Annotated in this window: 10 protein-coding genes; 7 read left to right on the forward strand and 3 right to left on the reverse strand. The window is 61.3% G+C overall.

Annotated features, from left to right (window positions below):
- Positions 1–49 precede the first annotated feature (49 nt).
- From CRO59_RS01010 to CRO59_RS01020, 3 genes are all read right to left on the reverse strand, one after another.
- Positions 50–799 (reverse strand): enoyl-CoA hydratase-related protein, encoded by a 750-nt coding sequence (locus tag CRO59_RS01010; RefSeq protein WP_097085983.1) that lies wholly within the window; start codon positions 797–799, stop codon positions 50–52.
- Between the two features lie 180 nt (positions 800–979).
- Positions 980–1,915, reverse strand: coding sequence for an iron-sulfur-binding ferredoxin reductase (locus CRO59_RS01015; RefSeq protein WP_097085986.1), 936 nt, complete (start codon positions 1,913–1,915; stop codon positions 980–982).
- Positions 1,908–3,014, reverse strand: a complete 1,107-nt coding sequence (locus CRO59_RS01020; RefSeq protein ID WP_027612505.1) for a GGDEF domain-containing protein — start codon at positions 3,012–3,014, stop codon at positions 1,908–1,910. Before CRO59_RS01020 ends, CRO59_RS01015 begins: the two co-directional genes overlap by 8 nt.
- 522 nt (positions 3,015–3,536) lie before the next feature.
- Here CRO59_RS01020 and CRO59_RS01025 point away from each other — a divergent pair.
- The 7 genes from CRO59_RS01025 to CRO59_RS01055 all read left to right on the forward strand — a co-directional run bounded on the left by CRO59_RS01025 (position 3,537) and on the right by CRO59_RS01055 (position 21,185).
- Positions 3,537–5,060: a fumarate hydratase gene (locus tag CRO59_RS01025; RefSeq protein WP_027612504.1), complete on the forward strand. Its 1,524-nt coding sequence runs from the start codon at positions 3,537–3,539 to the stop codon at positions 5,058–5,060.
- A 191-nt stretch (positions 5,061–5,251) separates the two neighbouring features.
- Positions 5,252–9,778, forward strand: a complete 4,527-nt coding sequence (locus tag CRO59_RS01030) for a SpvB/TcaC N-terminal domain-containing protein (RefSeq protein ID WP_097085987.1) — start codon at positions 5,252–5,254, stop codon at positions 9,776–9,778.
- Entirely contained in the window at positions 9,778–12,555 is a 2,778-nt protein-coding gene (locus tag CRO59_RS01035) for an RHS repeat domain-containing protein (RefSeq protein ID WP_097086282.1), read from the forward strand. The genes CRO59_RS01030 and CRO59_RS01035 overlap by 1 nt, the downstream gene beginning before the upstream one ends.
- A gap of 26 nt (positions 12,556–12,581) precedes the next feature.
- Complete coding sequence (locus CRO59_RS01040) at positions 12,582–15,305, forward strand: RHS repeat domain-containing protein (protein WP_097085989.1); 2,724 nt, start codon at positions 12,582–12,584, stop codon at positions 15,303–15,305.
- 23 nt (positions 15,306–15,328) lie between these two features.
- Positions 15,329–18,010, forward strand: a complete 2,682-nt coding sequence (locus CRO59_RS01045; RefSeq protein ID WP_097085991.1) for an RHS repeat-associated core domain-containing protein — start codon at positions 15,329–15,331, stop codon at positions 18,008–18,010.
- A gap of 83 nt (positions 18,011–18,093) precedes the next feature.
- Positions 18,094–19,854: an ATP-binding protein gene (locus CRO59_RS01050; protein ID WP_097085993.1), complete on the forward strand. Its 1,761-nt coding sequence runs from the start codon at positions 18,094–18,096 to the stop codon at positions 19,852–19,854.
- Complete coding sequence (locus CRO59_RS01055; RefSeq protein WP_095136996.1) at positions 19,854–21,185, forward strand: sigma-54 dependent transcriptional regulator; 1,332 nt, start codon at positions 19,854–19,856, stop codon at positions 21,183–21,185. Before CRO59_RS01050 ends, CRO59_RS01055 begins: the two co-directional genes overlap by 1 nt.
- The last annotated feature ends 26 nt before the right edge of the window (positions 21,186–21,211 follow it).

The raw sequence follows: 21,211 nt of genomic DNA on the forward strand, positions 1-21,211 counted from the left end.
TGTAGGAGTGAGCCTGCTCGCGATGAGGGCAGTACAGCCACCCGAAGACTCAATGCCGTTTGATAAACCCGGTCAACGCCGTCAACGCCTCCGGCGAGCGCAGTCGCTGAGTGAACAACGCGCCCTCCTCCTCGATTACTTTACGGATCAGCTCGCGATCCGGCGCCTTCATCAATTGCTTGCTGATGCGCACTGCATCTACTGGCAGTTCATCGAAACGCAACGCCATCTCCCGCGCCTTGTTCAGCGCCGCTTCGCCACTGCCCAACGCCTCGCTGGCAATGCCCCACTGCGCCGCCTGTTCACCGGTAAAACCTTCGCCGAGCAGCAACAACTCCGCCGCTTTGGCTTGGCCAAGCAAACGCGGCAGGATCAGGCTGGAACCGAACTCCGGGCACAGCCCGAGGTTGACGAACGGCATGCGCAACCGGGCATCGCGGCTGACGTAGACCAGATCGCAATGCAGCAACAACGTGGTACCGATGCCCACCGCTGCGCCGGCCACAGCGGCGATCACCGGTTTGCGGCATTCGAGCAGGTTGAGCATGAAGTGGAACACCGGGCTATCGAGGTCGCTCGGCGGTTGCTGGATGAAGTCGGCGATGTCGTTGCCGGCGGTGAAACACTCGGCGCTGCCGGTGATCAGCACGGCGTTGATGTCAGGATCGTTGTCGGCCAGCCTCAAGGCCTCGGCGAGGCGGCTGTACATCGCACGGGTCAGGGCGTTTTTCTTGTCCGGGCGATTGAGGCGCAGGGTGAGCAAACCGCGTTCGCGTTCGAGCAGGATGGCTTCGGTCATCAGCGTTACTCAACATTTAAAAGGGCTGACAAAGTTCTTTTGGTGAGGCAAAACTTCTGTGGTGAGGGGATTTATCCCCGATTGAGTGCGCAGCACTCACAAAATCCCGGGGCCGCTGCGCAGCCCATCGGGGATAAATCCCCTCGCCACAGGAGTTCACCTTCACACGAGATTCAGCGCTTAACCGCGGGACAAAAACACATCGGCCAGCAGTTGATTGCGCGGCAGTCCGGCCAGGTACAGACGCTTGGCAAAAGCATCGACGCTGGCGCTTGAGCCGCAGACTAAGGCCAGGGTTTGCCGGGAAACAAGGCGCAGTTGCGCCAAAGCGGCGGCTGACTCGGCCGCCGTCCACAGCTCGACGCTGAGGTTTTCGCGCTGCGCGGCAAGCGCCGCCAGGGGTTTGGCCAGATAGTGCTCGCGCGCGTCATGGGCCTGGTGAATGACGCGGATGGCGCCCTGATGATCCTGGCGCAAGGCTTCGCGCAGCACACCGAACAACGGGCCCAGCCCGGTGCCGGCCGCCAGCAGCCACAGCGGGCGCGAGTGCCAGTCCGGGTCGTAATGCAACGCGCCGCCGCGCAGTTCGCCGAGGCGGATCGGGTCGCCGATCTGCAGGTGCCGCGCCGCATCGCTGAATTCGCCGGGCTGGCGGCAGTCGAGGTGGAATTCGAGAAAACGGTCTTCCTGCGGCAGGCTCGCCAGCGAATACGGCCGGGCGATGTGATTGATCCACAACACCAGATGCTGCCCCGCGCTGTAGCGCAGCGGTCGCTGCGGAGCGAGGCGCAAACGCAGGACGTTATCACTGAGCCAGTCCAGCGCCTCGACCACCGCCGGGCGCCCGTCGGTGACGGGGTCGAAGGTGTGTACCTGCAAATCTTCCGTGACCTGACACTGACAAGCCAGCCGCCAGCCTTGCTGGCGTTGTTCGGCGCTCAAGGCCTCCGGGCGACTGTCGACGGGCGAACCCTGAACACACTGCACCAGACAGGCATGGCAACTGCCGGCGCGGCAGCTGTAAGGCACCGCGACGCCGTGCTGATTCAGCGCGTCGAGCAAATTGCTGCCCGCCGCCACCGGCCATTGCCGGTCACCGACGCGAAGTTCAGGCATCCACATTCTCCCATGCCGCTGCACAACGATTGCGCCCGTCGCGCTTGGCCCGGTACAGCGCCTGATCGGCACGCTGCAAGGCGTCGTCCAGATCATCACCCAGTTCCAGCAGGGTCATGCCTGCCGACAGGCTCAGGCTGCGCACATTCAGGCCCACCAGTTCGACGTCGGTGAAAGCAATGCGCAGGCGTTCACAACAGGCGGTCAGGCGTTCGGCATCGCAGTCGGGCAGCAACACCACGAATTCCTCGCCACCGTAACGCGCCAGCACGTCGCCGTCACGCAGGCAGGCACCCGCCACGCCGGCGAACGCCTGCAACACCTGATCGCCGGCGGCATGGCCGTGCAGATCGTTGATGCGTTTGAAGTGGTCGAGGTCGATCAGCGCCAGACCATGCACCACGCCCGGTTCCATCTCCGCCAGCTCCCGTGAGGCCAGGCGCAGAAAATGCCGACGATTGAACAGGCCGGTCAGCTCATCGGTGGCCACCAGATCTTCGAGCTGGCGCATCATCCCGCGCAGGGTGTCCTGATGCGCCTGCAAGGCAAACCGGCGCTGGCGCATGCGCTGCCGTGAAACCTGGACAAAGCGTGCGTAAATCACCAGCCACGCCAGCACCATCGCCAGAATGCACACCTGCAACGCCGCCAGTGCCGGATCCGGCAGACGGAAGTGGTAGCCATCCCAGAGGGTGATCGCACAGAAACTGAAGAACACCAGCAGCGCGCAACGAATGAACGCGCGCCGGGTTAAATGAAACAGGCCGAACAGCAGGATCAGTACGTAGAACACCAGAAACGCGCCACGTGCTTCGTCCAGATGAGCGATCAGCCAGGTCTGCCAGCCGAGCCCGAGCAGCACTTGCGCTTCGGTCAGGCTGGGGTCGGCAAAGCGCTGGTTGCGCCCGGACCAGAACAGCGTAAACAACGTCGCCTGGCAGATCACCACCAGCGCGCTGCCGATCGCCACGCTGTTCAATGATTGCGGGTAATGCCCGGTGAAAAACGCCAGCCACAGCAGCAGCAAAGCCAATCCATAGGTGGCTGCGGCGAGGGCAAAGCGCTTGAGCAAAAGACGTTGAATGGCGTTATGGGTCAATCGTTGACTCACCGTGCGATAGGAGGCTGACCGAGTGTCCTACTCTACAGACCGGGTGCCACTTTAGAGGGGCGGTCGATAAATGACCACCGATTTTCGGGCTCGAAAATTGACGTCAAAAGTGTGGCCTCAAAAGCCCCTCACCCTAGCCCTCTCCCCGAGGGAGAGGGAACTGACCGCATTGTTTATTTGAGATACGCCGACCTGATACATCATGCCGAACTCAGGTTTTGAATTCGCCACAAATCGGCTCCCTTCCCCCCTCGCCCCCTTGGGGGAGAGGGCTGGGGTGAGGGGGGTGGGTATTGAAGTGCAAATCCGATGTTCGATATTCGCCCAACCATGCGACCAACGAATGACTGCCGACGCGTGTATGCCCCGAAGAGGCGCGGTATACTGCCGCGCCTTTTTAGCGTCGCGCCAGCAGCCCCGGCGTGCCTTGAAAGGTGCTTGCGACCGACCGATGTACCCAAGCCGCAGGCACCTTATTGAATGTTCCCGTCTTTTAGAGGAGCGCGACTCATGACCGTGATCAAGCAAGACGACCTGATTCAGAGCGTTGCCGACGCCCTGCAATTCATTTCCTACTACCACCCCGTGGATTTCATCCAGGCGATGCACGAAGCCTACCTGCGCGAAGAATCGCCAGCGGCCCGTGACTCGATCGCGCAGATCCTGATCAACTCGCGCATGTGCGCCACCGGCCACCGGCCGATCTGCCAGGACACCGGCATCGTCACCGTGTTCGTGCGGGTGGGCATGGACGTGCGTTGGGATGGCGCGACCATGAGCCTGGACGACATGATCAACGAAGGCGTGCGCCGCGCCTACAACCTGCCGGAAAACGTCCTGCGTGCCTCGATCCTCGCCGACCCGGCGGGCGCTCGCAAAAACACCAAGGACAACACCCCGGCAGTCATCCACTACTCCATCGTCCCGGGCAACACCGTGGAAGTGGACGTGGCGGCCAAGGGCGGCGGTTCCGAGAACAAGTCGAAAATGGCCATGCTCAACCCGTCCGACTCGATCGTTGACTGGGTGCTCAAGACCGTTCCGACCATGGGCGCCGGCTGGTGCCCACCGGGCATGCTGGGCATCGGTATCGGCGGTACCGCCGAGAAAGCCGCAGTGATGGCCAAGGAAGTGTTGATGGAATCCATCGACATCCACGAACTGAAAGCCCGTGGCCCGCAGAACCGTATCGAAGAGATCCGTCTGGAGCTGTTCGAGAAGGTCAACCAGCTGGGCATCGGCGCCCAGGGCCTCGGTGGCCTGACCACCGTGCTCGACGTGAAGATCATGGACTACCCGACCCACGCCGCTTCGTTGCCGGTGTGCATGATCCCGAACTGCGCCGCCACCCGTCACGCGCACTTCGTGCTCGACGGTTCTGGCCCGGCATCGCTGGAAGCGCCATCGCTGGATGCCTACCCGGAAATCGTCTGGGAAGCCGGCCCGTCGGCCCGTCGCGTCAACCTCGACACCCTGACCCCGGAAGAAGTGCAGAGCTGGAAGCCGGGCGAAACCGTCCTGCTCAACGGCAAGATGCTCACCGGTCGCGACGCGGCGCACAAGCGCATGGTCGAGATGCTGAACAAGGGTGAAACCCTGCCGGTGGATCTGAAAGGCCGCTTCATCTACTACGTCGGCCCGGTTGATCCGGTCGGTGACGAAGTGGTTGGCCCGGCTGGCCCGACCACCGCGACGCGGATGGACAAGTTCACCCGTCAGATCCTTGAGCAGACCGGCCTGCTGGGCATGATCGGCAAATCCGAGCGTGGCCCGACCGCGATCGAAGCGATCAAGGACAACAAGGCCGTGTACCTGATGGCCGTGGGCGGCGCCGCTTATCTGGTGGCCCAGGCCATCAAGAAGTCCAAGGTGCTGGCCTTCGCCGAGCTGGGCATGGAAGCGATCTACGAGTTCGAGGTCAAGGACATGCCGGTCACCGTCGCGGTGGACAGCAACGGTGAGTCGGTACACATCACCGGCCCGGCGATCTGGCAACAGAAGATCGCCGAAAGCCTGGCGGTAGAAGTGCAGTAAGCGTTTCGCAGCTGTAAAAAGGCCGGCCCGTCATACGACAGGCCGGCCTTTTTTTGTGCCCGCCTGTCCGTGCGGGGCACCCTGCACATTAATGGCTCTTTGGCACCTGTCAGATCTGACAGGTTACGAGATCTCCACTTGTTGGTAGCGTCTGTCCACGCACGTGCTTCGCGTGTGAAATGGATCCGACCATGGCTGATCAAGAGCTGAGCATCATCACCCCGTCCATCGCCAGCAGCGCCTCGATCACCACGATCGGCAAAAGCTGGGGGGCGGTTGGCGCCACTGGCGCGGCTTCATTTGAACTGCCACTGCCGCTGTCCGCCGGTCGTGGCTGGGATCCACGGCTGTCACTGAGTTACAGCAATCAGGCCGGCAACGGGCCGTTTGGCATCGGCTGGAGCCTGGGCATTGCTCAGATCAGCCGTCGTACCGCAAAAGGGGTACCGCGTTATAGCGATCTCGATGAAATCATCGGTGACGATGGTGAGGTGTGGCTGCCGGAACTCAACGATGACGGCACACTAAAGTCGCGCCTTGAAAATTCCTACAACGGAATTGAAATCGGCTATCACAACGTGGTGCGTTACTGGTCGCGGGTCGAACGTGACTTTGCGCTCCGCGAGCGCTGGCAACGTGCGACAAAAACGGCGGCCGAGCCACCCTTCTGGCTGATCCACGGCGCAGACGGCTCCTTGCAGGTATACGGCAAGACCAGCGCCTCGCGCCGCGCCGATCCGGACGATCCACTGCGTGTCGGCAGCTGGTTGCTGTGCGAAAGCATGAACCCCCAGGGCGAACACATCGGCTTCGATTACCTGACCGATGATCAGAACCCCGACCCGATTCACGATTACCGCGCTCAGCGCTACTTGCGCGCGATTTTCTATGGCAACGTCACAGCCAGCCAGCATTTGTACAGCTGGACCGTGGATGATCCAGCCGAACTGGATTGGCATTTCCATCTGCTGTTCGATTACGGCGAGCGCACCCGTTCACTGACAGAGGCCCCGGTGTACGGTGGCGACAGTCTGGAAGACTGGGATAAACGCCGGGATCCGTTCTCCACCTTCGGTCAGGGTTTCGAGCTGGGCACACTTCGTCTGTGCCGGCAAATCCTGATGTTCCACAACTTCTCGCGGCCTGTCGGTGAGGATCCGCTGTTAGTGCGGCGGCTGCTGCTGGAATACCCGTCGCCCTCTGATCCGTGGACTTACAACCGGATCACCGCCGCCCACTATCAGGCCTTCGATGCCAGCGGCGCGCTGGAGACGACACCGCCGGTGGAGTTTGATTACTCACCCTTCGAGATCAATAAAACCCCGTCACGGATGTTCGCCGAAGACACCATGCCGGGCCTTGAGGACGGACAGTTTTACCAGTGCGTCGATCTGTACGGCGAAGGTGTACCGGGATTTCTCTGCCGCTACGATCAATGCTGGTATTACCGCGAACCGCTGCGTGCAACGTCGGGGTCAGACGCCATCACCTACGCTTCCTGGACCGAGCTTGAGCAGATCCCGGTGGCCAGGCACGACGCCGCCCAGCAGTTCTTGCTCGACCTGACCGGTAACGGGCGGCTGGACTGGATCGCGGCCCTACCGGGCAGCAGCGGGTATCGCACGTTGAATGCTGACCGCAGCTGGGCGCCGTTCATCGCGTTTACCGGCATGCCGCTGGAATTTTTCAACACTCTTTCGCAGCTCGGCGACCTGATGGGTGACGGCCTCAACTCGCTGGCAATGATCGGTCCGCGCGCGGTGCGCTTGTATGCCAACCAACGGGAACAGGGTTTTTCCGGCGCCGAAGACGTGCCTCGCAAAGACGATGAGGACAGTTTGCCGCTGTTCGGCAACGCCCCCACAGAGCTGGTGTTTCTGGGCAACATGCTCGGCAGTGACATGAGCGAGCTGTGCCGGATCCGGTACAACGAAATCAAATGCTGGCCCAATCTGGGGCATGGCAAATTCGGCAAAGGTCGGGTCATCAGTGCCCTGCCCTTCCGGTATGACCAATTCAACGCAGAGCACATCCGGATCGCCGATATCGACGGCTCCGGCGCGCCGGCCTTGCTGTGCCTGAAACCTTCAGGCTTCGAGATCTACCTCAATCGTGGGGGAAACGGCCTGGAACAGACGCCTGTCTTCGTGCCGTGGCCGGAAGGCGTGAGCTACGACCGCCTGTGTCAGGTCAGTTTCGCCGACCTTCAAGGCCTGGGTTGTGCCAGCCTGATCCTGACGGTACCGCACATGACCCCCGAGCACTGGCGCTACGACTTTGTCGCGGCCAAGCCTTACTTGCTGACCGCTACCAACAACAACATGGGCTGCGCCACGCAGGTGGTCTATCGCAGCTCTGCACAGGAATGGCTGGATGAAAAACAGCAATGGCTTACCGATCATCCCGACGAAACGCCGGTGTGCCATCTACCGTTCGCGGTTCAAGTCGTCGCCCGGCAACGCCAGCTGGATGAAATAACCGGCAATTGCCTGACGCAATCATGCTTCTATCGCGAAGGGGTCTACGACAGCATCGAGCGTGAGTTTCGGGGTTTCGGTTACCGGGAACAGACCGACAGCGAAAGTGCCACGGGCGATGACGAGCTCGGCTTTACAGCACCGGTGCGCGTCTGTACCTGGTACCTGACCGGGCAGGCGATGGATCGGCCAAGACACGGCTACTTCAACGGTGACAGTGAGGCCGTTGACTTGCGACCAACCGTCTTCAGCCGCTATCACGACGGTGATGAATGCGATGAACCGGTCACGCCAGACGACGAAGACGTACGCTATAAAATCGCTCGCGCGCTGGTCGGTGCCGTCGCCCGCATCGAAACCTGGACCGGCACTGACGAGCCAGCCAATGCACGGCTCTACGCCGTAGAAGAATTTCGTTACCTGGTGCGTGATGTCCGGCCCGCCAACTTGCGAGAGCCGGCGAGCGTGCTGCTGGTACAGACCCTGGAAAAAATCAGCTATCAGTACGATGGTTTCATTGACGACCCGTTATGCCGCCATGAAGTCTTGCTCGCCAGCAGCGAATACGGCCACGCCACTCACAGCCTGACCATCAGTTACGCGCGACGGCGCCTGCCCGGCGATCCTCCGCCGTTCAGCGACCCCGACGAACAACAGTGGTGGCGGGACGCGCATGACATGGCGCAGCGTTTTTTTTATCTCAACGAAACCCGCGCACGTGCAATTGATCTGAAGGACTGCCAACAATGGCGGCTGGGCCTGCCCTCACAACAGCGCAGCAATGCCCTGATGCTGCCCAAAGGTGATCTGCCGTCGGGCCTCAATCCGCAACAGATGACATGGGATTTACTCAAGGAGCATGTTCGCTCGACCGAGTGGAATGCCCTGCGGGTGCTGACCGGGCAAACCGTGCAGCGCTATATCAACAAAGAGGACGGCAGTCTGCTGCCCGACGGCTCGGCGCAATTCGAAGCACTGAAAGGGCCGCTGGAAATGGCAAGCTTCGACAAGACGGCCCTCGCCGCCTACGACATTCTGCCGCCGCCGTTCGATATCCTGCAGGAGCTGGCGAACATCGGTTACACACTGATGGCGCTGCTATTCGAAGACACGGCAGTAAACGCGGACGCAGAAAGCCTGTGGTCCGCGCATTACAACTACGCGAAGTACGCCGATGCCAAGGGTTTCTTCCGGGTACTTGAATACCGCGAAACCCTGAGCCACGGCTGGACCAAGGCGCAGTACGACGAGTACCACCTGCTGATCATCAGCGTCGAACTGCCGGATGGCTGCATCACCCGCTGCGAATACGACTACTGCGCCCTTGCGCCGTGGTGCATCATCGATGCCAACGAAAACATACAGGAAGCGCTTTACGAACCCTCGGGCCAACCGTTGGCGACCAGTTTCCACGGTACCGAAAATGGCATTGCCGCCGGCTTCCGCCCACTCAGCGAATACCTTCGCCCGGCAGATCCACGCCCGGACGCGGCCATTGCCGACCCGCAAGCGGCCGTGCAAAAAGCCGCCAGCACCTTGCGCAAGGATTTGTTCAGCTGGATGGGACAGCTGCCTGCGGCGGTCAACGCAACACCGCAGCTGCTTGAGCAATGGCTGGCCAGCGGCGATGTGTTGCCGAGCCTGCACATTCGCGCCAGCGCGCGACGGCGGCTGGCGCAATTGACGTCGCCGACTCCCGCCGAACAGGCCCTGCGCGAACTCATCAGCACGGTTGCACGCAAACCGGTACACAGCGTGGCGCTGAGTGCCGACCGTTACCCGAATGATCCGATTGCGGCATTGGTGCAGATTATCATCAGCTACGTGGACGGCTTTGGCCGCGCGTTGCAAACCCTGCAACGGGTCGAGCCAGGAATCGCCTATGCGGTGGCTGCCGATGGGTCGCTGATCGTCGATCGCGGACAGCTGCGCGAGGAACATGCCGAGTCGCGCTGGCGGGTCAGTGCACGGGTCGAGTACAACAACAAAGGTCTGGCGGTGCGGCAGTTCCGGCCGTTTTTTGCCGACACCCATGGCTACGTCAATGATCAATCCCTGCGGCGGTACGGCTACTTCGATCAACTGTTCTATGACCCGCTCGGGCGCCTGGTCAAGCTGATCAACGCCAAGGGCTATTTTTCCCGCGAGACCTATCATCCGTGGTATCAGGCCAGCGAAGACTTCAACGACACCGATGAATCTGCTGAGCCGGAATCGACATCACCATGGACGCTGCACTGATGAGCGCCAACCTCCATCGGCGTACACCGTCGCTCGTCGTGATCGACAGTCGCGGCTTGCCACTGCGTCAGATTGTCTATCTGCGCGTACTGGCCGAAGACCCTGCCGAAGCCTTGGTGACTCGCCAACAGCACGACATTGCCGGGCGTCTGGTGGCGCAGTTCGATCCACGCCTGAGCGCTCCGAGCGTTACCAGCATTCATGATCTCAACGGCCAGCCACTCAAGGTCAGCAGCGTCGATGCCGGCTGGCGCCTGAACCTGCCCGGGCTGGCCGGGCAAACCTTGCAACGCTGGGATGCGCGCGGTGTGCACTGGAGCAGCCGCTACGATGAGTTGCTGCGCCTGCTGGCGATCAGCAACAGCGTCGACCCGCTCAGCGACACCTTCACCTATGCCGATGCCAGTGCCCCGGCCGATCACAATCAGCGCGGACAATTGCTGGAACAGGTCGACCCGTCCGGCAGCCTGCACCTGGACAGCTACAGCCTGGCCGGACAGCCACTGCGCGAAAGCCGCACCTTTGCCGACGCCCGGGTGTTTGTCAGCCAGCGCATTTTCAACCCGTTGGGCGCGATGCTGGAGCAGACCGACGCCGGCGGCCACCGCCAGCAATCGCGCTACGACGTCGCCGGTCAGCTCAAGCAGTTGCAACTGCAGCTGGCCGGCGACCACGACTGGCAGGACGTGTTGCTCGACTCGCACTTCAACGCCGTCGGACAAATCATCGAACAACAGACCGGCAATGGCATTGCCAGCTACTGGGACTACGAACCAACCACTGGGCGCCTGCAGCGGCAATGGGCGCAAAAGGGTGCGCAGCCGCCCCTGCAGGACATGAGCTATGAGTACGATCCGGTCGGCAACCCGACACGCATCCTCGACCACGTGTTCACGCCCAGCCACTTCGCCAACCAGCGGGTCGACGGCGAACGTGCGTTCCGTTACGACTCGCTGTATCGGCTGACCAGCGCCAGCGGTTACGACGACGCGGCCCCCAGCGACCTCCCCGGCCGACCGCAACCGAGCGACCCCAACGACCGGCGCAATTACCTGCAGACCTACCGCTACGATCACGGCGGCAACCTGACGCAACTGTGCCATGTGCGCGACGGCGCCTGTCAGACCCGTCAGATGTGTATCGACCCTGCAAGCAATCGCGGTGTGCGCTGGAAACAAGGTGATCCCGCACCGGATTTCGATCAGCTATTCGACCGCCACGGCAATCTGATGTCCCTGCAACCGGGACAGGCACTGCGCTGGGACGCCCGCGATCAACTGGCCTCGGTGATCCTGGTTCATCGCGAAAACGGCCTGGATGACGCCGAGTTCTATCACTACAGCCAGGGCGCGCGCGTCTACAAACGCCATGAAACCTACAGCGGTTCCAACCGGCATTTCCACGAGGTGCGCTACCTGCCCGGACTGGAGATCCGCAGCAAGGACAACGGTGAGGAGCTGCACGTCATCAGCCTCGCCGCCGGCGCAGGCCATGTCAGTTGCCTGCATTGGCTGAGCGGCAAACCGCCGGGCATTGCCGACAACCAGTTGCGTTACACCCTCGATGATCACCTGGGTTCATGCGTGATGGAACTGGATCAGCAGGCACGCCTGATCAGTCACGAAGGCTATTACCCGTTCGGAGCGACCGCGTGGATGAGCGCCGACTCGGCTGTCGAGGTTGACTACAAGACACTGCGTTATTCAGGCAAGGAAATGGATGTCAGCGGTTTGTATTACTACGGTGCGCGGTATTACGCGCCGTGGTTGCAACGCTGGGTCAGTGCGGATCCGGCGGGAGATGTCGATGGGCTGAACCGGTATGCGTATGTCGGCAACAATCCGCTGCGCTATGTGGATCCTGACGGAAACAACAGAGCGGAAAGTGTGATCATGCTGTATTCAGCATTTCTTTCGAGCGTCCAGGGCCACTCCACGCAGGTTGTGGGGCAAATTCACAACATTCTCCATGAGGAAGGTGTGGCAATGAATCTGGCACTGAACATGGTAGGCGAAGTCGTGAGAGGGGTCGTCGGCTATGAGGGCGGTGCCGCCGGCGGCAATCTGGTTGACCTGGTCATTCCCAATATGCCTGACACCACACCCTACACCACGACCGGAGGGGTGATCGGCGGCAATATTGGCGGCGACTCCGCCACGGCCATGATAGACCCGATAGCCAACAGCGCCGGCATCGGAATGGGTCCACTGATTCCGCAGACCTCGCAGATCTCGGTCAACGCGATTGATCATGGGCTGGGCATCAGAGATGCCGTCAAGGAAATCAGCTCCTGGCGAGACATGAAGGATGAGCTGATTCATCCGGGCCTTGATGCGGTACTCAACCCCTCCTTCATGATGGGCCGGCTCATGGCTTCGTGGATATCGATCATTCCCGCAGCACTGAATATGTTTGCCCGGGCAATAGAGGCAGAAGACATCAAAAACCGCCTTGATCCGGTAAAGATCCAGAAAATAGACAAAATGCTCGAGGACTGGAAATCGGCGGTAGAACAACGTGCCGGCTGGGCTGAAAATGCATTCGATGCACTGGGCACGGACATTGTGTACCCGGCCGACTCGCTGCCAAATATCAACCATATGACATCGGCAGAGACCCTGACCCCCATCTCTCGCTCAGACTTGCGCCGGTTGACCAATTTTACTCTTTCCAACATCAAGCGCTCTCAAGACATGATGACGTCGTACAAAGAGATGGGGACTACCGACAATCAGTTCTTGCTGGCGCAGCGCCGAACCCGGAAAAAGGCAGCCTGAATGATCCGCTTCACGGAGGTGCGGGCATGAATCCTTCAGTGCATTGGCGTACGCCTGCTCTGTCGGCTCACGATCCCAGAGGGCTGCCGGTCAGAAACATTGCTTATCTGCGGGCGGTGGTGGGCGCCGAAGTCGAATGCCAGATCAACTGTCAACGCCACGATTCCAACGGCCGCCTGATCGAACAATGGGACCCGCGCCTCCCCGTGCCTTGTCTGACCACTGTTTACCGGCTGAATGGCGAGGCATTGAAAATCGACAGCGTCGACGCCGGCTGGCGCCTGAGCCTGCCAGGACCTGGCAGTCAAACTCTGCAGCGCTGGGACGCCCGAGGCAGCCACTGGCACATGAGCTATGACCCGCAATTACGCTTGATGTCGGTCGAGGAAAACGCGGCCGATATCGAGGTACTGACCTACGCCGACGCCACGGCCGATGCCGGGCACAATTTGCGCGGCCAGTTGCTCGGACACAAGGATCACGCCGGCACGCTACGTACTGACAGCTACGCCCTGCCCGGCCAGTCACAGACTGAAACACGCACCTTTCACGACGGCGAGGTGTTCACCAGCCAACGCGTTTTCAGTCCGCTGGGTGCAGTGCTGGAGCAGACGAATGCCGGTCAGCATCGACAGCAGTCACAGTACGGTCTGGCCGGACAACTCCAGCAGGTTCGCCTGCAACTCAAGGGTCACACCGAGTGGCAATCGGTATTGATCGAGGCGCAATACAACGCGGCCAGTCAGATCATCGAACAGGTACTCGGCAATCACGTGCGCAGCCTCTGGACGTATGACCCGGCCGACGGTCGGTTACGCACCCATATCTGCCGCAAGGACGCCGGTGCGATGCTGCAAAGCTTCGAATATTTCCACGACCGCGTCGGCAATATCGTACGCATCGACGACCATTGTTTTCAGCCGGTTTACTTCGCCAACCAGTTGATCGACGGCCAGCGCACCTTTGGTTATGACTCCTTATACCGCTTGACCCGCGCGACCGGTCATGACGACGCGCCCCTCTCCGACATTCCGGGACTGCCACAGCCGAGCGACCCGAACAACCGCCTCAACTACACCCAGACCTACGCGTACAACGCTGGCGGCAGCCTGATCAAACTGCAACATATGCGAGCGGGTGCCTGCCAGACGCGCCAGATGCTGATCGACCCTAAGAGCAACCGTGGCGTGCGCTGGACGCCTGGCGATCCCGATCCGGTATTCGACCAATTGTTCGACCGTCACGGCAACCTGCAAGCATTGCAACCGGGGCAAACCTTGCACTGGAATGCTCGTGACGAGCTGGCCAGCGTTATCCTGATTCACCGCGAGGACGGCCGGCACGATGCCGAGCACTACCGTTACAGCCGGGGCGAGCGGGTGTTCAAGCGCCACGATACCTTCACCCCTCGTGGCGAGCATTTCCAGCAGACCCGCTACTTGCCCGGGCTGGAAATCCGTTCTAAGGACAACGGTGAAGTGTTGCACGTCATTCAACTGGATATCGGTATCGGCCACGTCCGGTGCCTGCATTGGGCACAGCAAAAACCTGACGAAATCCGCTACAGCCTCAACGATCATCTGGGTTCCTGCACGCTGGAGCTTGATCAACAGGCGCAAGTGATCAGCCACGAAGGTTATTACCCGTTTGGCGCCACGGCATGGATGGCCACGCGCTCGGAAATCGAAGTGAGTTACCGGTTCATCCGCTATTCAGGCAAGGAAATGGATGTCAGCGGCCTTTACTACTACGGCGCCCGTTACTTCGCCGCGTGGCTGCAGCGCTGGATCAGCGCCGATCCGGCAGGCGATGTCGACGGGCTGAACCTGTACGCGATGGTCAGCAACAACCCGTTGCGCTACGCCGATAACGGCGGCACGGAACAGACGCCCAGTGAAGCGCTGCAGAAAATCAGCGAGTTTTCCAACGTGCTGACCCACATGACCAGTGAATTGCAGAAAGTCAACTATCAGCTCTACAACCTCACGCGTACTCGCGACATCTACAAGACCGCCGCAAAAAAACTCGCGTTCAGCGTGGCAACGTTTGCCGTGGCGATCAAGGCCGGGGCACTGGGGAGCACCGTCGGTGCCGGCATCGGCAGCCTGAGCGGCCCCGCCGCGCCCGTTGTGGTGCCCGTAGCGTCAGCGGTAGGGGCCATTTTTGCCGCAGAGGCGTCCGGCAAGATCATGGACAAGATCGGCGAAGAAACCACGCTCGGCTATTCGATCATGCCGGATCAGGCCGCGCTCTCGGTGAAAAGCCTGCAAAGCAAAGCCAAAGCTTCACCGAACTCGCTCAGAGGTACCCTCGAAAGTTTCAACCCACAGACCTCCGGGGGTCTGGTGAAGATCGGTCTGGAAACCACCGCTCGGGTTCTGGGCAAACACCTCAAGATTCCCTACCTGAAACAGTCCCTGAACATCGCCCGCCAGATGGCCCAACTCACGGAAGCGCTCAACGGCTCATGGGGGCAGGGAGATCTGGACCTTCTCAACGCGCGGCTGGATGAGTTGACCGGTTACCTCGACAGCCAGCAAGCCAGCCTTCAGGAACACTTCGATACGCTGACCGATGCAGTGCCCACGCCGGTGAAACTGATCGGTATCGCCCAGATGCCGGAGCGCACCAACAACGATCTGGCTCACCTGCAACAGCAAATAACCGTTGCTCGCGGCACCATCAAGCACGCCAGAAATCTGTTGGGCCGGGTATCAGCCTATCTGGTGCAGAAACAGCAGGCGGCATAGCGCTGGACTACTGGGAGTAAACAATGGCAGCGTCGCTGTTTCACCACACCCCAAGCCTGCGCAGCCATGACCCTCGGCTCTTGCTGGTGCGCCAGGTGGAATACTTGCGCCAGATCGCAGGTGAACCGGCACAGGCCCTCATCAGCCAGCATCAGTATGATCCTGCTGGGCGGGTGGTGACGCAGCGCGACCCGCGCCTTCTCGACAATGCATCGCAGCCCAATCTGCAAACGATCTACAGGCTGGATACTCAACCGCTACGCATCGACAGCGTGGACGCTGGCTGGCGACTGATGTTGCCCGGTCTCGCGGGTGAGGAACAGCAGCGCTGGGACCAGCGCGGCAACCACTGGCAGTATGAACACGACCTGTCGCTGCGAGTGATCGCCGTCACTGAAAATGCGCAAGTTGATGTCGAGCGCTATGTCTATGCCGACCACAATGCCGACCCCGGGCATAACCTGCGCGGTGAACTGAGCGAAAGCGCCGACCCGGGCGCCACGGTGGTGGTCGACGGCTACAGCCTGCAGGGCAAGGCAGTGAGTGAAACCCGTACGCTGTCTGGCGAGACGGCGGCTTTCATCACTCGTACGGATTTCGACGCGCACGGCAATGTGGTGCAAGTCACCGACGCCGGTGGTCACCGGCGACGCTCGAGCTACGATGTCGCCGGCCAGTTACATCAGGTATCGCTGTGGATAGCCGGGGCTGACGCGGCACAACCGGTGGTCGACGCTGCCACGTACAACGCCTCCGGCCAACTGCTCGAACAACGGGCCGGCAATGGTGTGCGCAGCCGCCGCGTGTACGATCCCGCTGACGGTCGCCTGCTGAATCAGTTGGCCTGCAAGGATCAGGAAAAACCGCTGCAGGACTTGCACTACACCTATGACCCGGTCGGCAATGTCCTGCGTATCGAGGATCGCACCCTGGCCACGGTGTATTTCGCCAATCAGCGCGTCGATGGTGATCGTCATTTTGTCTACGACTCGCTGTATCGGCTGAGCGAAAGTCGCGGCTTCGAAGGCCAGATCCCGCAACAGTCGCCAGGTTTGCCGCAACTGATCGAACCCATCGACCCGGGGCGGCGCTTCAACTACAGCGAGCAATATCACTACGACGCGGGAAATAACCTCGTTGAACTGGTGCATGTGCGCAAGGGCCACAACTTCACGCAACAGATGAAAATCGCCCCTGACAGCAATCGGGGGCTGCGCTGCCAACCCGCTGACCCCGAACCGGTGTTCGGCGACTACTTTGACCGCCACGGCAACCAACTGAAACTGCAGCACGGCGGCCTGCCTCTGGCGTGGGACAGTTACGATCAACTGGCCCGCGTCACCCTGCTGCAACACAGCAACGGCCTGCCCGACGACGATGAAATCTATCGCTACAGCCAGGGTCAGCGCGTTTACAAATGCACGCTGAGGCATACGCCGTCGATCACCGATCGCCGCGAGGTACGTTACCTGCCAGGTCTGGAAATCCACAGCCGCAGCGACGGCCAGCAACTGCATGTCATCGTGCTGCCGGGCGCGCGTTGCCTGCATTGGCTCAGCGGTCAACCGGCGGATATCGAGGCCGATCAACTGCGCTTCAGCCTCGACGATCACCTCGGATCCTGCTCGCTGGAACTGGACCGCCACGCTGGCGTGATCAGCCTGGAGCATTATTACGCCTTCGGCGGCACGGCCTGGTGGGCAGCCCGTTCAGCCGTGGAAGCGGATTACAAAACGATCCGTTACTCGGGCAAGGAAATGGATGCCAGCGGTTTGTACTACTACGGCGCGCGGTACTACGCGCCATGGCTGCAACGCTGGATCAGCGCCGATCCGGCCCGGGATGTGGACGGACTGAACCTTTACGCTTTTGTCGGCAACAACCCGGCGATTCATGTCGACCGGAGGGGCAACTACAAGGTTATTTTCGATCTGGCCAAACGAGCGGTCGGCCTGCTCGACAAAGCCGAAACAGCGGCCGATCAATTACACAACCTGAGTCGCGAGTTCGACGACTTGATCCCCGAAGGCGCAGACATCGAAGACCTGCGCAAAACCATGACGTTCGGCAAATTTCTCAAGTCCCGCCAGGGCATCAAATCGGCTCTTTACGGTGCGGGGAAAGGGCTCGCCATCGGTGGACTTATAGGCACGGCGCTACCAGGAATTGGCAATGCCATCGGCAGTGGTGTGGGGACGCTGGCGGGCATGGTCGTTTTCCCGTTGCTGCGCTATTACTTTTTCAAGAAAGGCTTGAAACTCGCGCAAACGCTGCGCACCCAGGAACTCAGGAATGGCCTGCAAACCGTCAGTGATACCGTCACCCGCGTGGTTGATGGCGCCACTGATCTGCTCAATGGCGGCACGGAGGTGCTGGAAAGCATCAAAAACATGACCAATACCCTCAACGCATATCACGAGCGGACTCAGGCGCTGTTCCACGACCAGTTGGAGACCCTTGCCGGTGACAAACAACGCGAGGTCATCAAACTCCTGAGAAGCGGACTCGACCCGTTCGACGCCATCGACAAGGTACTGGAGACGGCCCAAGCGGTCATGGATGACGCCCCCGACATCGGCGCAGACGTGAACAATCGCCTGCAACAACTGCAGAGCAAAGTCACTGAGAATTCAAGGCTTAAACCCATCCCCAAGCCGCGGACGAAATACATTCAGCGGGTCTCTGCCGGCGAAACGTACGTGTGACGTCGAAGGCCGTTCGAACAGTGCGCCGAGCCACTTCGGCGCATGCTATCGTGCCCGCCCGTCCCTCTATCCATTAGCCCAGCATGCTGCCGACTTCCCGTACTTTGCGCCTGTCGTTGTATACCCTGCTGATCATCGCCGGTGCCGTGCTTACGGCCACCCTTGCCATCCGCCACGCCGAACGCCAGGCGATGGAGGAAGACGCCACCCGCGCCAGCCAGCAATTGGCGCTGTATGCCAACTCGTTGCACACCCTGATCGACCGCTATCGCGCCCTGCCCGCCGTGCTGGCGCTGGACCCGCAATTGCGCAGCGCGCTGGCCGGGCCGGTGGGCGCGGAACAACAGAATGTGCTGAATCTGAAGCTGGAGCAGATCAACGGCGCGGCGCAGTCCTCGACCCTCGAGCTGCTTGATCACAGCGGCCTCGCGGTGGCCGCCAGCAACTGGCGCCTGCCGAGCAGTTACGTCGGCCACAACTACGGTTTTCGTCCGTACTTCAGCCAGACCCGCACTCAGGGCAGCGGGCGCTTTTATGCGGTGGGGGTGACCAGCGGCATCCCCGGCTATTTTCTGTCCAGTGCGGTGCTCGGCGACAACGCCGAGTTCCTTGGCGCGATGGTAGTCAAACTGGAGTTCCCCGAGCTTGAGCGCGAATGGAGCCAGGGCAGCGACACGCTGCTGGTCAGCGATGCACGCGGGATCATCTTCATCGCCAACCAGCCCGGCTGGCGCTATCGCTCGTTGCGGCCGCTGGACAGCCGCGACATGGACGAGATCAAGCGCACGCGCCAGTACGACAAACAATCGCTGATCCCGCTGACGCATTTGTCGCTGCGTCACTTCGACGACAACAGCGACCTGCGCCGGGTCGAAGGCCCGGACGGAACGGCGGACTACTTGTGGGAATCGCTGCCGCTGGCCACCGAAGGCTGGACCCTGCACCTGTTGCGCCGCCCGCAAGTGGCTTTCGAAGACTTACGCAACGCCGGGCTGGCCGCCGCAGGTGTATGGCTGGCGCTGGTGTTTTTGCTGCTGTTCCTCAATCAGCGCTGGCGCCTGTCGAAAGTCCGTCAGCGCAACCGCGAAGAACTCGAACAACTGGTCGAAGAACGCACCCGCGATCTGCGTACCGCGCAGGACGGTCTGGTGCAATCGGCCAAGCTCGCGGCGCTGGGGCAAATGTCCGCCGCACTGGCCCACGAGATCAATCAACCGCTGACCGCGCAACGCATGCAGTTGGCGACGCTGCGCCTGCTGCTCGAACATGGCCGCGTCGATGATGCGTACAAGGCGCTCAAACCGGTGGACGACATGCTCACGCGCATGGCCTCGCTCACCGGTCACCTGAAAACCTTCGCCCGCAAAAGCCCCAGCGGCCTGCGCGAACGGCTGGATCTGGCGACCGTGGTCGATCAGTCGCTGCAACTGCTCGACGCGCGCCTACGCGACGAACAGGTCAGTCTGGTGCTGCACCTGACGCGTCCGGCCTGGGTGCGTGGTGATGCAATACGCCTCGAACAGGTGCTGATCAATCTGCTGCGCAATGCCCTCGATGCAATGCAGGGCAAACCGTGCAAGCGCCTGGAAATTCGCCTGGAGGTGGACGAACAACTGTGGCGCCTGAGCGTGATCGACAATGGCGGCGGGATTGCCGAACAGCACTTGAACCAGGTATTCGACCCGTTCTTCACCACCAAACCGGTGGGCGACGGTCTCGGCCTCGGGCTGGCGGTATCCTTTGCCATCGTGCATGAATCCGGCGGGCGTCTGAGCGTTGAAAATGGCGAGGCCGGCGCGGTGTTCAGCCTGACCCTGCCGATCGATCTGGAGGCACACATCTGATGCTCAACTCGGTGATGGTGGTCGATGACGAAAGCAGCATTCGCAGCGCTGTCGAGCAATGGCTGAGCCTGTCGGGGTTCGAGGTGCAGCTGTTCAGCCGCGCCGAAGATTGCCTCGCCGCGCTGCCGGCGCACTTTCCCGGGGTGATCCTCAGCGATGTGCGCATGCCCGGGCTCAGTGGGCTGCAGTTGCTGGCCGAAGTGCAGCGCCGTGACAGCGATTTGCCGGTGATACTGCTGACCGGTCACGGCGATGTGCCGATGGCGGTCGAAGCCATGCGTGACGGCGCCTACGACTTTCTGGAAAAGCCGTTCAGCCCGGAAACCCTGCTCGGCAGCCTGCGCCGGGCACTCGACAAGCGGCGACTGGTATTGGAAAACCGCGCCCTGCACGAGCAGGCCGACCACCGCGCCAGACTCGATGCGACGCTGCTCGGCGTGTCCCGTGGCATGCAGACTTTGCGCCGGCAAGTGCTGGATCTGGCGGCGCTGCCGGTCAACGTGTTGATCCGTGGCGAAACCGGCAGCGGCAAGGAACTGATCGCCCGCTGCCTGCATGATTTCGGCCCGCGCGCCGACAAGCCCTTCGTGGCGCTGAACTGCGCGGCGATCCCCGAGCAGTTGTTCGAAGCCGAGCTGTTCGGTCATGAAAGTGGCGCGTTCACCGGCGCTTCCGGCAAGCGCATCGGCAAACTGGAATATGCCGATGGCGGCACGTTGTTCCTCGATGAAATCGAAAGCATGCCGCTGGCTCAGCAAGTGAAATTGCTACGGGTGTTGCAGGAGCAGAAGCTGGAGCGCCTCGGCTCGAACCAGAGCATTCGCGTGGATCTGCGGATCGTCGCCGCGACCAAACCTGATCTGCTGGATGAGGCCCGGGCCGGACGTTTTCGCGAAGACCTGGCGTATCGCCTGAACGTCGCCGAGCTGCGCCTGCCGCCGTTGCGCGATCGTCGCGAAGACATTCCGCTGCTGTTCGAATCGTTCGCCTTCAGCGCCGCCCAGCGTCTGGGCCGCACTTTCCCGCCGTTGAGCGGGGCGCAATTGAGTCACCTGCTCAGCCACGACTGGCCGGGCAACGTGCGGGAACTGGCGAATGTCGCCGAGCGCCAGGTGCTGGGGCTGGATGAGCCGGTGCAGGGCATCGATCCGGGCCAGTCTCTCGCCGCGCAGCAGGAAGCCTTTGAAGCGCAATGCCTGCGCGCGGCGCTGACCCGGCACAAGGGCGATGTGAAAGCGGTGCTGGAAGAGTTGCAACTGCCGCGCCGGACCTTCAATGAAAAGCTGCAGCGGCATGGGTTGAGCCGGGAGATGTTTGTTCCGGGCAGCTGAGTTTTGCAGTGTCTGATCGGGCCTCT

The sequence above is a fragment of the Pseudomonas sp. LAMO17WK12:I5 genome (assembly GCF_900215165.1).
GTDB lineage: Bacteria > Pseudomonadota > Gammaproteobacteria > Pseudomonadales > Pseudomonadaceae > Aquipseudomonas > Aquipseudomonas putida_A.

Excerpts from the sequence above, each read along its gene's own strand:
- CRO59_RS01010 (WP_097085983.1), bottom strand. The coding sequence starts at position 799 with ATGACCGAAGCCATCCTGCTCGAACGCGAACGCGGTTTGCTCACCCTG.
- CRO59_RS01015 (WP_097085986.1), bottom strand. The coding sequence starts at position 1,915 with ATGCCTGAACTTCGCGTCGGTGACCGGCAATGGCCGGTGGCGGCGGGC.
- CRO59_RS01025 (WP_027612504.1), top strand. The coding sequence starts at position 3,537 with ATGACCGTGATCAAGCAAGACGACCTGATTCAGAGCGTTGCCGACGCC.
- CRO59_RS01030 (WP_097085987.1), top strand. The coding sequence starts at position 5,252 with ATGGCTGATCAAGAGCTGAGCATCATCACCCCGTCCATCGCCAGCAGC.
- CRO59_RS01035 (WP_097086282.1), top strand. The coding sequence starts at position 9,778 with ATGAGCGCCAACCTCCATCGGCGTACACCGTCGCTCGTCGTGATCGAC.
- CRO59_RS01040 (WP_097085989.1), top strand. The coding sequence starts at position 12,582 with ATGAATCCTTCAGTGCATTGGCGTACGCCTGCTCTGTCGGCTCACGAT.
- CRO59_RS01045 (WP_097085991.1), top strand. The coding sequence starts at position 15,329 with ATGGCAGCGTCGCTGTTTCACCACACCCCAAGCCTGCGCAGCCATGAC.
- CRO59_RS01050 (WP_097085993.1), top strand. The coding sequence starts at position 18,094 with ATGCTGCCGACTTCCCGTACTTTGCGCCTGTCGTTGTATACCCTGCTG.
- CRO59_RS01055 (WP_095136996.1), top strand. The coding sequence starts at position 19,854 with ATGCTCAACTCGGTGATGGTGGTCGATGACGAAAGCAGCATTCGCAGC.